At 39.2% G+C, this 13,592-nt stretch carries 12 protein-coding genes and 1 pseudogene; 8 read left to right on the forward strand and 5 right to left on the reverse strand.

Annotated elements, in window-relative coordinates:
* Positions 1-64 precede the first annotated feature (64 nt).
* The 6 genes from JEM65_RS06810 to murI all read left to right on the forward strand — a co-directional run bounded on the left by JEM65_RS06810 (position 65) and on the right by murI (position 6,657).
* Entirely contained in the window at positions 65-784 is a 720-nt protein-coding gene (locus JEM65_RS06810; RefSeq protein ID WP_199598190.1) for a DUF6089 family protein, read from the forward strand.
* Between the two features lie 57 nt (positions 785-841).
* Positions 842-1,525 carry an isoprenyl transferase gene (locus JEM65_RS06815; RefSeq protein WP_233530554.1) on the forward strand — a complete coding sequence of 228 codons (684 nt, stop codon included), beginning with the start codon at positions 842-844 and terminating at the stop codon, positions 1,523-1,525.
* 10 nt (positions 1,526-1,535) lie between these two features.
* Positions 1,536-4,082 (forward strand): POTRA domain-containing protein, encoded by a 2,547-nt coding sequence (locus JEM65_RS06820; RefSeq protein ID WP_233530550.1) that lies wholly within the window; start codon positions 1,536-1,538, stop codon positions 4,080-4,082.
* A gap of 174 nt (positions 4,083-4,256) precedes the next feature.
* Positions 4,257-5,258, forward strand: coding sequence for an OmpH family outer membrane protein (locus JEM65_RS06825; protein ID WP_199598193.1), 1,002 nt, complete (start codon positions 4,257-4,259; stop codon positions 5,256-5,258).
* Between the two features lie 39 nt (positions 5,259-5,297).
* On the forward strand, positions 5,298-5,807 hold the full coding sequence (locus tag JEM65_RS06830; RefSeq protein WP_199598194.1) for an OmpH family outer membrane protein: 510 nt from the start codon (positions 5,298-5,300) through the stop codon (positions 5,805-5,807).
* Positions 5,808-5,877: 70 nt separating this feature from the next.
* Positions 5,878-6,657 carry a glutamate racemase gene (gene murI / locus JEM65_RS06835; RefSeq protein ID WP_199598195.1) on the forward strand — a complete coding sequence of 260 codons (780 nt, stop codon included), beginning with the start codon at positions 5,878-5,880 and terminating at the stop codon, positions 6,655-6,657.
* A gap of 60 nt (positions 6,658-6,717) precedes the next feature.
* On the opposite strand, the gene JEM65_RS06840 is transcribed toward murI, so the two are convergent.
* Positions 6,718-7,236 carry a gamma carbonic anhydrase family protein gene (locus tag JEM65_RS06840; protein ID WP_199598196.1) on the reverse strand — a complete coding sequence of 173 codons (519 nt, stop codon included), beginning with the start codon at positions 7,234-7,236 and terminating at the stop codon, positions 6,718-6,720.
* Positions 7,237-7,429: 193 nt separating this feature from the next.
* Complete coding sequence (locus JEM65_RS06845; RefSeq protein WP_199598197.1) at positions 7,430-8,440, reverse strand: PorP/SprF family type IX secretion system membrane protein; 1,011 nt, start codon at positions 8,438-8,440, stop codon at positions 7,430-7,432.
* A 710-nt stretch (positions 8,441-9,150) separates the two neighbouring features.
* Here JEM65_RS06845 and JEM65_RS06850 point away from each other — a divergent pair.
* Complete coding sequence (locus JEM65_RS06850; protein ID WP_199598198.1) at positions 9,151-10,053, forward strand: NifU family protein; 903 nt, start codon at positions 9,151-9,153, stop codon at positions 10,051-10,053.
* A gap of 63 nt (positions 10,054-10,116) precedes the next feature.
* Positions 10,117-10,317, forward strand: coding sequence for a dodecin family protein (locus tag JEM65_RS06855; protein WP_133757239.1), 201 nt, complete (start codon positions 10,117-10,119; stop codon positions 10,315-10,317).
* 518 nt (positions 10,318-10,835) lie between these two features.
* On the opposite strand, the pseudogene JEM65_RS06860 reads toward JEM65_RS06855, so the two are convergent.
* The 3 genes and pseudogenes from JEM65_RS06860 to JEM65_RS06870 form a co-directional block, all read right to left on the reverse strand.
* A pseudogene (locus tag JEM65_RS06860) lies at positions 10,836-11,985 on the reverse strand (IS91 family transposase).
* Positions 11,985-12,812 (reverse strand): tyrosine-type recombinase/integrase, encoded by an 828-nt coding sequence (locus JEM65_RS06865; RefSeq protein WP_233530551.1) that lies wholly within the window; start codon positions 12,810-12,812, stop codon positions 11,985-11,987. Before JEM65_RS06865 ends, JEM65_RS06860 begins: the two are co-directional and overlap by 1 nt.
* A gap of 185 nt (positions 12,813-12,997) precedes the next feature.
* On the reverse strand, positions 12,998-13,592 hold a 595-nt coding region (locus JEM65_RS06870; RefSeq protein WP_262895230.1), incomplete at its 5' end, for a reverse transcriptase domain-containing protein.

The raw sequence follows: 13,592 nt of genomic DNA on the forward strand, positions 1-13,592 counted from the left end.
TACTATTTGATTCAAATTGTTATAGGCTAATCTTATTTATTATATTTGCAAACTTTTAAAATTTATGAGGTATATCATTTTATTCTTATTTAGTGTTTGTTTCGTCCCAAACGTCCGAGCTCAAATATACGAAGTTGGTTTTTTTCTAGGCAACAGTAACTTTATTGGCGATGTTGGTAGTACTAAATATATTGCACCGGTACGACCAGCGGCTGGACTCCTAGTAAAATGGAATAGGAGTACGCGCCACTCCTTTCGTGCATCTGTGTTGTTTACAAATTTAGAAGCTCGGGACAAGAACTCCGACGATCCAAGACGTGTAAAGCGAAACTATGAGATTAGCAATACAATTATGGAGCTTTCTGCCGGTATGGAATTTACATTTTGGGATTTTGACCTCAACAGTCCTTACCACCAAATTACCCCATATTTATATACTGGAATTTCCACCGCACGACATAAGAATTATTATTTCAACACCACCAAGACCTCCCCTCCCCCAGGAGCCCCTATACGTCCCATTTATGAAAACACCTATAGCTGGGCTTATGGCATCCCCATGGTGCTAGGTGTTAAGACAACATCACTTGAGGGACTCATTATAGGTGCTGAAATAGGAGTGAGATACACTTTCTCAGATGAAATTGACGGCAGTAGCCCAGATAACCCAACTAGAAAAAATCAGCACCAATTTGGAAATATAAATAGCAATGATTGGTATGTGTTTTCAGGGATTACCTTAACTTACACCTTTGGAAACAAACCCTGTTATTGTTTTAATTAAGTGGATCTAAAAGCACAAATACATACCGACCGACTCCCTAATCATATAGCCATTATCATGGACGGCAACGGCCGTTGGGCAAAGCAGCAAGGTCTTCTCAGAGTTATTGGTCATGAAAACGGTACTAAATCAGTGAGAGAAGTTGTTGAAGCCAGTGCCGAAATAGGCATTAAACACCTGACCCTTTATGCATTTTCTACTGAAAACTGGAACCGCCCGAAGATTGAAGTTCAGACCTTGATGAAACTTCTTGTCAAATCTCTGAAGAAAGAAATCAAGACCCTTCAGGATAATGACATCAAGCTCAACGCCATAGGTTGTTTAGACGATTTGCCAAAGAAAGCAAAACAAGAGCTTCAGGAAGTTATTGAAAAAACACAAAACAACAGTAGAATGGTTTTGACCCTAGCGCTCAGTTATGGCTCACGTGAAGAACTTATAAGCATGGTTAAAAAAATATCCAATAAAGTTAAAAATAATATAATTTCCAGCGATTCTATTGACGAATCCATTATTAATAAGCATCTTTACACGCAAAATTTGCCAGATGTAGACTTGCTAATCAGGACCAGCGGAGAACAACGTATCAGTAATTTCTTGTTGTGGCAAATTGCCTATGCCGAATTATATTTCACCAATATTTTGTGGCCCGATTTTAAAAAGCATGACTTATACACCGCCTTGATAGACTATCAAAATAGAGAACGACGATTTGGAAAAACAAGTGAACAACTTAGCTAACAACACGCTTTTGAAAACAATATTTAATACCCTTTTTAGTGCCTTTTTTCTTTTATTTTCAGTGGCTGCTACAGCGCAAGAAAATCCATTCAATTCAGGTGAAAAATATACAATCGCAGAAATTGTCGTTACTGGCGATACAAGCTTTAGCGAAGCTACAATTGTCACCTATTCGGGTTTAAGAAAAGGAGAAGTGATTGCCATTCCAGGAGAACGCATCAGTGAAGCCCTGAAAAAATTATGGGGCTCCAATCTGTTTAGCAATATTGACATCTATCTTACCAAAACCATAGATGATCAGGCCTATTTAGAGATCAGCCTGCAAGATTTACCTGAACTTAACACCGTTGTCATTAACGGGGTTAAAAAAGGAAAAAAAGAAGCGCTCATAAAAGACAATAAGCTGACCAAAGGCGCAAAAGTCACTGAGAACTTGATTACCACTACAAAAAACTACCTCACCAATAAATACCGGAAAGAAGGGTATTACAATACCAAGGTTACCGTTACTACGACACCCGTAATTGATTCTATAGAAAAAACGAGAGTCAACATGGTGGTTAATATTGATAAAAATGATAAAGTAAAAATTAAGGAGATAGACTTTATTGGCAATGAAAAACTCAGCGATAAAAGGCTAAGAAAAGCCATGAAGAATACCAAAGAAAAAAACCTCTTACGCTTTTTAAAACGATCAAAATACGTTAAAGACAGCTACAAGGAAGATTTAGTAAGTGTTATTGATACCTATAAAGAAAATGGCTATAGAGATGCGCGTGTAACCTCTGATTCTATATTTAATAATGAAGACGGCACCTTATCCATCCACGTTAATATTGAAGAGGGCGAAAAGTACACTTTTGGAAAAATTGCTTTTGTTGGAAACACCATCTTTACTGATCAACAACTGAATTCCCTGTTAGGACTCAGAGAAGGCGACACGTATAATGGCGTTGAACTTAAAAAGCGAATTGCTGACAACTCAAGACCTGACGCGTTGGACATCACAAATTTATATCAAGATAGAGGCTACCTATTCTCAACCATCAACCCCGTAGAAGTAAGTGCAGATGGCAACGTTATAGATATGGAAATCCGTATTTCTGAAGGCAAACCAGCCTATTTTAATAATGTTACTGTAGTTGGAAATGATAAAACCAATGACCGGGTTATTTATAGAGAATTAAGAACACGGCCAGGACAGCTTTATAGCAAGACCGCCGTGGTCAGAACTGTTAGAGAGCTAGGGCAGTTAGGTTTCTTTGATGCACAACAATTAAGTCCTAATTTTAAGAACGCCAATCCTAATGAAGGTACTTTGGATATGGAATATGCTGTAGTTGAAAAAGGCTCCAGCCAAATTGAATTGCAAGGTGGTTACGGCGGTGGTGGCTTTATTGGTACACTAGGACTATCTTTCAACAACTTTGCCATTAAAGATATCTTCAAGAAAGAAGCTTACAAACCTGTTCCTACCGGTGATGGACAAAGTTTAGCGTTGCGTTTACAGGCCAGTCGTTTTTATCAGACCTACAGTTTCTCTTTTACAGAACCATGGTTAGGTGGCGAACGTCCAATCCAATTCTCAACGTCATTATCCCATACCAAACAGTTTCTATACGATCCTGTGAAGAGAGATGCTGATAAAAGTAAGCGTTTCAACATAACAGGTATTACTGTGGGTCTTGCCAAGCGTTTAACCTCTCCTGATGATTACTTTACCTTGTCTCAGGCAGTGAGTTTTCAGCACTACGATTTAAAAAATTATAACACAGGTCTCTTTACCTTTGGAAATGGATATTCTAACAACTTATCTTATACCATAGGCTTGAGCAGAAATAACACGCACACAGATCCTATTTACCCAACGGGGGGTTCTAGTTTTGGTATTACCGCCAAATTGTCGCTTCCGTATTCTCTTTTAAATAGTGTAGATTATACTGCATTAAAAGACGAAAGAGCACTTTTAAACCCATTTGATACGGATGATAAGACACGTATGGGAGAAATTGACCAAGAGCGTTACAAATGGTTGGAATTTTATAAGGTTAAGTTTAAAGGAGACTGGTACACCAACGTGATCGCCAATAAATTGATTATCAAATCGAGTATGGAACTCGGTTTCCTTGGGGCCTATAACAATGACAGAGGGGTCATTCCTTTTGAACGTTTCTTTGTTGGGGGTGATGGATTAGGAAACTATTCTTTAGATGGAAGAGAATCAATCGCAATGAGAGGGTATCCTAACCAATCACTTTCTTCACAAGATGGAGGGACTATTTACAATAAATTTTCATTAGAATTACGTTATCCAATTTCATTAGGTGCCCAAGCAAAAATCTTTGCACTTGGGTTTATGGAAGGAGGTAATTCATTTGACAATTTCAGAGATTACAATCCGTTTAACCTCAAACGTTCAGCTGGTATAGGGTTACGAATCTTTATGCCTGCATTTGGATTATTAGGAATTGACTTTGGTCATGGTTTTGATCCTTTACCGGGTCTGAACACCAAAAATGGTTGGGAAACCCACTTTATTATCGGGCAGCAGTTTTAAGTTTGGCACGATATTTTCTAAGGATACATTATGACGATTTAATACGAGTGTTAAAATTTTTTAGAATATATTTCGTTAATTTGAAAAATAAAACGCTGATCAGGCAGAATCGTCAAGTAAATCTGTCCTTTTTAGAATTTATAGCGTGACTCGTAAATGATAAATTTTATCCAGATGAAACATCAAGTTCTTTTTTTATTGGCAGTCATAAGTCTTTTAAGCTTTTCTTCTTATGCACAAAGAGGTGTTAGAATAGGGTATATTGACACAGAATATATTTTGCAAAATGTTCCAGAATATCAGGACGCTACCGCACAGTTAGACACTAAAGTTCTCCAATGGAAATCTGATGTAGAACAACGGTTGGCGGAGTTGGATCAAAAGAAATCGCAACTCAATAATGAGCGCGTACTTTTGACCAAGGAGTTGTATGAAGAACGCTTTGAAGATATCAGCTTTGAAGAAAAGGAAATTTTAGATTACCAACAAAAGCGTTTCGGCCCCAATGGCGATTTGATGATTCAAAAACAACAATTGATTCAACCCATACAAGATCAGATTTTTGCCGCCGTACAAGAGATTGCTAGCAGTAGAGCGTATGATTTTATTTTTGACAAATCGGCTGATGTGGTCATGTTATACTCTGCAGAACGCTTTGACATTAGTGAATTGGTGTTAAGAGGCATCACCAGATCTTCCAATCGCACGCAAGCCACTAACAAGGCTGAACGAAGGGCTGCTTCAGATGAAGAGGTAGTTCCTGTATATAATGAGCAACAGGAAGCGCGTGAAAAAGCTTTGGAAGATAAACGATCAGAACGTTTATCTGAAGCTGAGCAACGCAGGGCAGACCAGCAGGCAACTAGAGACTCTTTAAAGTCGGCTGTTGAAGCAAGACGCCAAAAGATTTTGGATGACCGCGCTAAGGCAAAAGCTGAAAGAGAAAACAAAAATAATCCTCAGGATAGCACTTCAGTAAACACTGAAGATAACATCAAAAAATCAGCAGCACAAACCGCTGAAGAAAAAAAACAACAAGACATTGCTGATCGTGAAGCCAGACAAAAGGAGCTTGACGAACGCAGAAAAAAAATATTGGAGAATCGCAGAAAAGCCAAAGAAGCACGCGAAGCTAAATCAAAACAAAAGGATTCAATTCCAGAAAACAATAACTAGAAACAATTAATAATTATAACACGTAATACTATTTTAAAAATGAAACATTTCAAGACCATTTTATTTGCAGGACTACTTTTTATTGGAGCAACTACATTCTCTAATGCTCAAAGTAAAATTGCCCACGTTAATACGCAAGAGCTTATTAAAGCGATGCCAGCAATGAAGAGTGCTCAAGCAGAACTAGAAAAATTGCAAAAAACATACGAGACTGAAATTCAAACCATGGCTACTGAGCTTCAAAATAAAATGAAGCAATACCAAGCAGAGGTAGAAAGCAAGACTGACGAAGAAAATGCTAAAAGATCTCAAGAAGTTCAAGGAATGCAACAAAGTATCCGTGAATACCAAGGTACTGCACAACAAGATCTTCAAAAGAAAGAATTTGATTTATTGAAACCAATTACTGATAAGGCAGAAGCAGCCATTAAAAAAGTAGCTAAAGCTCAAGGGTTTCAATATGTATTGGATTCAACTCAAGGCTCAGGTGTTCTGTTAGCTGACGGTAAAGACCTTATGGCTGACGTTAAAAAGGAATTAGGATTCTAATTCATTTTAAAATCATCACTATTTAACACAAAAAGCCACTTTTAATAAGTGGCTTTTCTATTTTTGTACTATGAGCACACAACCTATTGGCATCTTCGACTCCGGTATTGGCGGCACCTCCATTTTTAAGGAGATAAAGGCATTATTACCGCATGAGCACACTTTGTACCTTGCCGATAGTTTTAACGCTCCCTACGGCAACAAATCTAAAGATGAGATTATTGCCTTGAGCATTAAAAACACCAAACTTTTAATATCAAAAGATTGCAAGCTCATTGTAGTGGCCTGTAACACGGCCACCACCAACGCCATTAAAGAGCTACGAGACTTATTTGACATTCCATTTGTTGGGATTGAACCAGCCATAAAACCTGCGGCGCTGAGCACTCAAACCAAGGCCATTGGCATCTTGGCCACCAAGGGCACTCTAAGCAGTGAACTGTTCCATAAAAGTGTAGACTTATATAGTGAAAATATTAAAGTCATAGAGCAGGTAGGTAATGGGATTGTTTCGCTCATTGAAGAAGGCAGGACCTTAAGTGAAGACATGAAAAGTCTGCTGCAAATCTACCTCAAGCCCATGCTAGAGGCTAATATTGATTATTTGGTTTTAGGCTGTACACATTATCCATATTTGATGCCCTTATTGTTAGAAATACTGCCAGAACACGTTAAAATTATCGATTCGGGACAAGCGGTCGCCCGACAGACCAAGGCTGTATTAGTACAAAATCAGCTCTTAAATGAACAAACTTCAACTGTTAAGAATGAATTTTACACAAACGGAACTGTTGCTATTCTGAAGGCTATTTTAGATGCTCCGTATGACGTCAACTATTTAAAGTTTTAGAAAGCTCTGCTTAAAGTTAATTTAGGCTCTTTTCTCTTGCCACGGTGCCGTCTTTGCGCTTTACTCTTGTTTAAACCAGCTCGAATAGGTCACATAGTTTTCAGCAATTCTATGGATTTCACCTGAAATGAGTTCTTGGCTAATATCCTTTACTTTTTTAGCGGGCACACCGGCATAAATACTACCGGATTCGATTCTGGTGTTTTTAGTGACTACGGCACCTGCAGCGATGATGCTATTGCTTTCTACAATACAATCGTCCATCACAATGCTTCCCATCCCAATTAACACATTGTCGTGAATGGTGCAGCCATGCACAATGGCATTATGACCAATAGACACATTGTTTCCAATGGTGGTGGGCGACTTTTGATAGGTGGCGTGTATGACCGCCCCATCCTGAATGTTCACCTTATTCCCAATTTTTATATAATGCACATCCCCTCTTATGACGGCATTGAACCACACACTGCACTGTTCTCCTATACATACTTCACCAACAATTGTAGCATTTTCAGCAATATAGCAGTCGGCTGCTATTTGCGGGTGTTTTCCGTTTATTTGTTTTATGATTGGCATAGTGTTGGTATTATATTCGGGATTGTTATAGCATTAAAATCATCTTAAAAACAGCTATGTATATGGCTTTTGCTATACGAGTAAAAAATCAGCGAACATCTCCCTAATCAGCGGGAAACAAAAATAAGCGTCTGGAAAAATTATCCCGCAAATTTCACAGATTTCACAGATTTACGCTGAACAAAACTATGTACTAGTTAATTGCAGGACATGCACACTCATACTTTCTCTTGCGACAGTTAAAGTTGTAACCCAAGGTCAATTGGTGAAAGCCACCATTATTGAACACTACGGAATTGGCCTGATAGGAATAGGTGTAAGCAAACACAAAGTTTTTATAATCCACTCCAATAAACGGAGTGATGTATTGTAATTTTTGACTGCTGACGCCAGTACCATCTGTAAATTCGGCACCATCCAAGCTTCGTCGGTAAGACATCCCGCCCCATAGTTTGCCAAATTCCACGTCTTTATAAACTTTACCATTAACATCTATTGAGGCTTCCTTAGTACCATCTCTATACAAAAACATGATGGACGGCTCATAACTCCAATCGCTGCCCAATTTATTGAACACATTCCCAGCGCTAAACAAAAGAGTCCTTAAATTGTCGAACTTAAAAATGCCATTGGCATTAACGTTGATGCCATCATTGTTCAGGATATTTTTAACCGTAGCATGCGCATAAAAATCTATAAAATGATATGAGAATCCAAAGTCGATATTAAAATTGGTCGCACTTTGTTCTACTCCAGAAATTATAGGGTCAAAACCTTCGCTCAAAAACGTTGATTCGTCCAACTTGTATTGAATGGCTCCGGCGCTCAATCCAAAGGAAAGCATATTGAGATCAATCTCATTACGGGAAAAAAGCAAGTGGTGTGCATAGGTAAAGTAAGCCCCTGTTTGAGAATGATACCCATTTTTATCATTGTATACAATAGCACCAATGGCTGATTGGGTTTCTCCTATCCTACTGTTGATACTCATGGTTTGTAACGCAGGCGCATCGTCCTGACCAAACCATTGCTTACGTGCTGTAAGCCTGACTTTGGCACAATTGGCAACACCCGCCATAGAAGGGTGAATCAGATAATAGTTATCGGTTAAATAATCAGAATATATGGGCAATCCTTCTTGGGCTTTACTAAACTGCCCTAGAACTACTACCACTACCAATAACCAAAACTTTTTAAACATCATATGTTTTTTATATTCTCACTGTAAATGGGTTCATCCCAACTTTTCAAGGGCATTACCGCTAAAGTTATAATCCCATTTTAGGTGTGTGTTATAGATTCTCTTACGCTAATTCTACAACAGTCAAATATATAAATTTTTGCGCTTAATTGGTCATTCGTCCGAAAAATATTCATTACACCGATATTTTTTACTTCAGTATCATCAGTGTCCAGTAAAACAGGTAAAAAGTTTGCAAACCCCTTAAAGCATGATCTGGTTCGAGAACTTAAAAATGACACCTTATTTTTGAAACCAATTTCACTTAGAGTGATTGGGCAAATTCAATTTAGAAAAACCACTGTTTATCAGTTAGTTATACTTAAATCTTTGTTCTTTTCCCGATAGCCATCGGGACTATAAGCGCAGCGATCTTAATTCTTTATCGGACAATAATGTTTCAGTATTTAAAAAAATCTGTCTCGCACAAGAGTCAAATTTTAAAATATGTTACCTTATCACCACAACATTGAAAAGAACATCCATTTGAGCAGGATTCATCTAAAAAACATAAGATTAGCAAGTCTCTGGCCTATTAATTAAGATATCTCCATTAAACAGATCACCGGAAGGAGAATTATAATTATCTGCAAATTGGCAGACAATATATCCATATTCAAAAAAGGTCTCTTTTACCCTTTAGTTTTCTTATTTTTGCATAAAGAAATGAACCTATGGAAACGACCACAATTTCAATACAAAAAACAAGTAACCCTACCATACTGAAGTTTGAAGCTGATAAGTTTTTAACCAATCACGAAAGCTTTGAATTCAACACTATTGACGAAGCAAAGTCCTCGCCGCTGGCTCAGGAATTATTTTACCTGCCCTTTATTAAAAAAGTTTATATCTCAGGAAATTTTGTTGCCTTAGAGCGTTTTGATATTGTAGACTGGGAAGATGTACAAGAGGAAGTTGCTGAACAAATAGCAAATTATATCAATAATGGGAAGCAGGTTGTCACTGAGTCCACTTCTCCAAAACACGTACCGGTAACCGTTTATGCTGAAAGCACTCCAAACCCTACGGCAATGAAATTTGTAGTGAACAAAAAATTGGTTCCTACAACCTACGAATTTGTGTCTATTGAAGATGCTAAACATTCTCCTTTAGCCACTGAACTATTCCATTTGCCATATGTGAAAAGTGTGTTTTTTGATGAGAATTTTATCTCCATCACCAAGCACGATGTTGCAGACTGGAATGAGATTACCACAGAATTAAGAGATTTCTTGACGCACTATATTGAAAGCGGAAAGGAGATTGTATCTGCCAATGCTCCAAAAGCAATGAGACAGACGGAAGAAGAGGCCACTGCCTCATTTGAGAACTATGATGATATTTCTAAGGAAATCATCATCATACTTGAAGAGTATGTTAAGCCTGCTGTCGCTAGTGACGGGGGAAATATCGAATTTCAATCGTATGACCCTGACACGAAAACAGTGAAAGTAATTTTACAGGGTGCTTGTAGTGGATGTCCATCATCTACCTATACTTTAAAGAATGGTATTGAAACAATGCTTAAGGAGATGCTAAAAGACAAGGCCTTGACTGTAGAAGCCATAAATGGTTAATTTTAATTTATAATGCTTATCTTTAAGGATATAGTAAATTATTAATTAAAAAAATCAAAGAAAATGGCAGTATTAAAAGTTGTAGAGATCTTATCAAATTCAAATGATAGCTGGGAAGACGCTACCAAAAAAGCAGTAAAACATGCTTCCAAAACCGTTAAAAACATTAAATCTGTTTATGTAAAAGAGCAAAGTGCCATCGTTAAAAATAACGAAGTAACTGAGTTTAGAGTCAACTTAAAAATAACTTTCGAAGTGGATTAATTTCGAAACCCAAAAAATTAAAGTAGGAGACAAAGTTAAGTTTAAACCTTGACTTTGTCGTCCTCTCACACCACCGTATGTACTTACGTGTACGGCGGTTTCCTTAAAGTGGGTTACAAAATAACTTCTGATAATTGGATGTGAGGCTGTAAAAGCCTTGTTCTACAAACCAGTTATTATTCATTCCTATATTTGAAGCTGGGCTGTTTGACAATCGCCACCACCCTTTTCCGCTTAATGCCAGTCGCCAATAACTAAGAATTCGGCTCGCCGATAGGCCAGAGCTGAATTTTGTGTTGACGAATCCGGTTGATTTGCCGTCTATGGGTAAAACGTTGAGTTGAGGGAAGGATAGTTGGAGGTTGCTCAGTGATTGATGTGGTCAGAATGCATGGAGTTCAATTATTTTCTGACATTCTCCGTGGGTTTTTAGTGGTTTCAATTTACGATCCCTGGTTTTTATCGTTCAATTTTAAAGTTAATGCATAGCAGGGCCAGTCCGCATGTGCAGATAATTTTTAATTACTTCTATTCAATTTTCTATCTTTCAGTAAAACTTGCCAATTCTCGGGAGGCCCACGATCATTGAACAACAAAATAGTATGCAGTCTCCCTTTTTTACAGACAGGGCATCGGCGGTGCAAAAGCGGTTCTTTTGTTTTTAGAGGTTCCCTCTTTACCGTAGCCAATTCGGTTTGTAGTTTTGGCAACTTCTCTTTTTTCCAACTGCTGCTCAAAATACCATAATGCCGTATTCGGGTAAATCCTTTGGGTAGAATATGCAGGGCAAAGCGCCTGATAAATTCCGCGCTAGATACCGTTAAATTGATTTTCTTGCCTGCACGACGGTAATCTTTGGCGGTAAAGCTCACACTCTTGTTTTTACGATCAATATCCGTAATCCGATGGTTGCCAATGGCTATTTTGTGGGTATATCTGCCCAAGTATTCAATTACATATTTTGGGCTTCTAAAAGGTTGATTGGCAAAGACCACCCATTTTTTACCGAACACTTGATTGTAAATTTTTTGAGGGATTTTTAATCCACTTTTTCTGAGCTCTGCGATATATTTTGCCCTGAACACTTGGCTCATGGATTTTACGTTGAACAGGTAGTTGCCGTTGTTCTTTGCTTTTTTCCATTGCCCCGATCTGCTCAGACCACCTCCCGGAACGATGCAGTGCAAGTGCGGGTGCAAACTCATGTTCTGGCCCCAGGTATGCAGCACCGCAATCATGCCCATTCTCCCACCAAGGTGCTTGGGATTGTCACCAAACTGCTGTAAGGTCTGCCAAGCAGCCCTGAACAGACTGCCGTACACTATTTTGCCGTGGCTCAATGCGTAACTGTTAAACTCGCTTGGAAGGGTAAACACCACATGAAAATAGGGAACGTTCAAGAGTTCGCCTTCCCTTGCCCTGATCCACTCTTCGCGTTTGTGTCCCTGACAGGTTGGGCAATGCCTGTTCCTGTCCCGAGCTATCGGGATTGTAACTGATGTGCAACGCATGGCAACAATCGCATTTATCAATATGCCCGCCCATAGCTTTGGTTCGGCATCTCCTTATGGCCTGCAAAGCACGGTAATGCCAGGAGGTCAGGCTCAAGTTTTTGAGCTGTAGCTGCTCCATTTCTAAAATATCAGCCACCGTATGTTTGGGGCGCATCAGTCGTAGAGCTTGTCCAGTGGAGAGAACTTCGAACCACTGGGCAGATTGGCCACATGCAGATAGGTCAGGGTCATCTCGATATGCGCATGGCCCAAAAGTTCTTTTAGGCTGACAATGTCAACGCCATATTCCAACAGATGCGTGGCAAAGGTGTGCCGCAAGGTGTGGGCGGTTATCTTTTTGGAACTGCCTATTTTGCTGCGGTTTTCCTTGATGACCCATCGGATCCCATTGGTGGTCAACCCCCGAGCTACTCCATCTTTGGTGACCTGACTGTTGAAAAGATAGCCTTGAGGGTTTTCCGTTCTGATATACTTTTTTAGCCCTCTGGCCAGATATTTGCTCAAGGGGACATAGCGGTCGATCTTCCCTTTTTTCTTGGGGATAAAGACCGTTCTGCGATCAAAATCGATGTCTGCCAATTTGAGGTTGCAAAGTTCGTAGCTGCGAAGTCCACAGCCATAGAGCATTCCAATGATCAAACGGTGCTTGAGGTATTTGGGTGCTTTTAAAAAACGCTTCACTTCCTCCTGGCTCAAGACCGTTGGCAGTTTTAAATCGCGCTTGATCTGCGGCAGGGCCACGCGCTTGGCCTCCATTCCCATTACTTTGTAGGCGGCCCTGAGTCCGAAAATGGTATGCTTGAAGAAACTTTCAGAAGGCGTTTTGTGGAGTTTTTGGCAGTAATAAAGGTAAGACTGAATGTTTTCCACCGAAAGCTTTTCCGGACTTTCTTTATAGTGCAGGGCAAGATGTGCCAGACATCGGAGGTAATTGTTCAGGGTGCTTTTGGCCTTGCCGTTAATGGAAAAGCTTTGCTCCAATCTGTTCTGGAGTGTACTGAAACCCGCTACCTCCTCAAAAGCACGTTCAGCAATGGTTTTACTTTTTTTTAAACATGATATTAGATTTAAAATTTAGCTACAAATTAATAAATCTATTACATTTACAAAAACAACATCCGATCTGAAAGGTGCAGGAGGGCTTCCGACCGGTAGGGAGGATTCGTTCAACACAGAGTCTTTGCTACTTTTAGCTTTTGCAAGAATCTGACTGCTCCAATGGCCCGCTTACATTGTTTTAATCTAAAACATTTGAGCCGTCTTCGTAGCCATCCTTCGATTGCTATGAGTTTACTTTTCATTTGTGCCAAGTGAAAATACTGCAACCATCCTTGTGCAACAACCGTTAGTTCTTTCAAGACCTGCTCAAAACTGACACCTCGTTTTCGGTGGGTTATCGTTTTGAGTTTGTCTTTCAGACGTTGTTCACTTGATTTACTCAAACCCAATTTACCTCCGTGCAATAAACTATGTCCTAAGAAGTTCACCTTATAGCACGGTTTTATGCCGCTCTTTTCTCGGTTTACCCTTAGTTTCATCTTGTTTTCTATAAATTCCATGACGCTTGCCTGTACTCTTTCGGCACTCTTCTGACTGCTTACAAGTATTTGTACATCATCGGCATAGCGGACAAAATTCAAACCTCTGCGGCTTAATTCTTGGTCCAGTTCATCTAAAACAATGTTGGAGAGTAATGGGCTTAGAGGACTTCCCTGCGGAGTACCTTTTGTCCGTTGTTCCTGAAGTCCATCGGTTAGAATG

Source organism: Gelidibacter salicanalis (genome assembly GCF_016469035.1).
In the GTDB taxonomy this organism is placed as follows: domain Bacteria; phylum Bacteroidota; class Bacteroidia; order Flavobacteriales; family Flavobacteriaceae; genus Gelidibacter; species Gelidibacter salicanalis_A.

Excerpts from the sequence above, each read along its gene's own strand:
- JEM65_RS06810 (WP_199598190.1), top strand. The coding sequence starts at position 65 with ATGAGGTATATCATTTTATTCTTATTTAGTGTTTGTTTCGTCCCAAAC.
- JEM65_RS06815 (WP_233530554.1), top strand. The coding sequence starts at position 842 with ATGGACGGCAACGGCCGTTGGGCAAAGCAGCAAGGTCTTCTCAGAGTT.
- JEM65_RS06825 (WP_199598193.1), top strand. The coding sequence starts at position 4,257 with ATGAAACATCAAGTTCTTTTTTTATTGGCAGTCATAAGTCTTTTAAGC.
- JEM65_RS06830 (WP_199598194.1), top strand. The coding sequence starts at position 5,298 with ATGAAACATTTCAAGACCATTTTATTTGCAGGACTACTTTTTATTGGA.
- murI (WP_199598195.1), top strand. The coding sequence starts at position 5,878 with ATGAGCACACAACCTATTGGCATCTTCGACTCCGGTATTGGCGGCACC.
- JEM65_RS06840 (WP_199598196.1), bottom strand. The coding sequence starts at position 7,236 with ATGCCAATCATAAAACAAATAAACGGAAAACACCCGCAAATAGCAGCC.
- JEM65_RS06845 (WP_199598197.1), bottom strand. The coding sequence starts at position 8,440 with ATGATGTTTAAAAAGTTTTGGTTATTGGTAGTGGTAGTAGTTCTAGGG.
- JEM65_RS06850 (WP_199598198.1), top strand. The coding sequence starts at position 9,151 with ATGGAAACGACCACAATTTCAATACAAAAAACAAGTAACCCTACCATA.
- JEM65_RS06855 (WP_133757239.1), top strand. The coding sequence starts at position 10,117 with ATGGCAGTATTAAAAGTTGTAGAGATCTTATCAAATTCAAATGATAGC.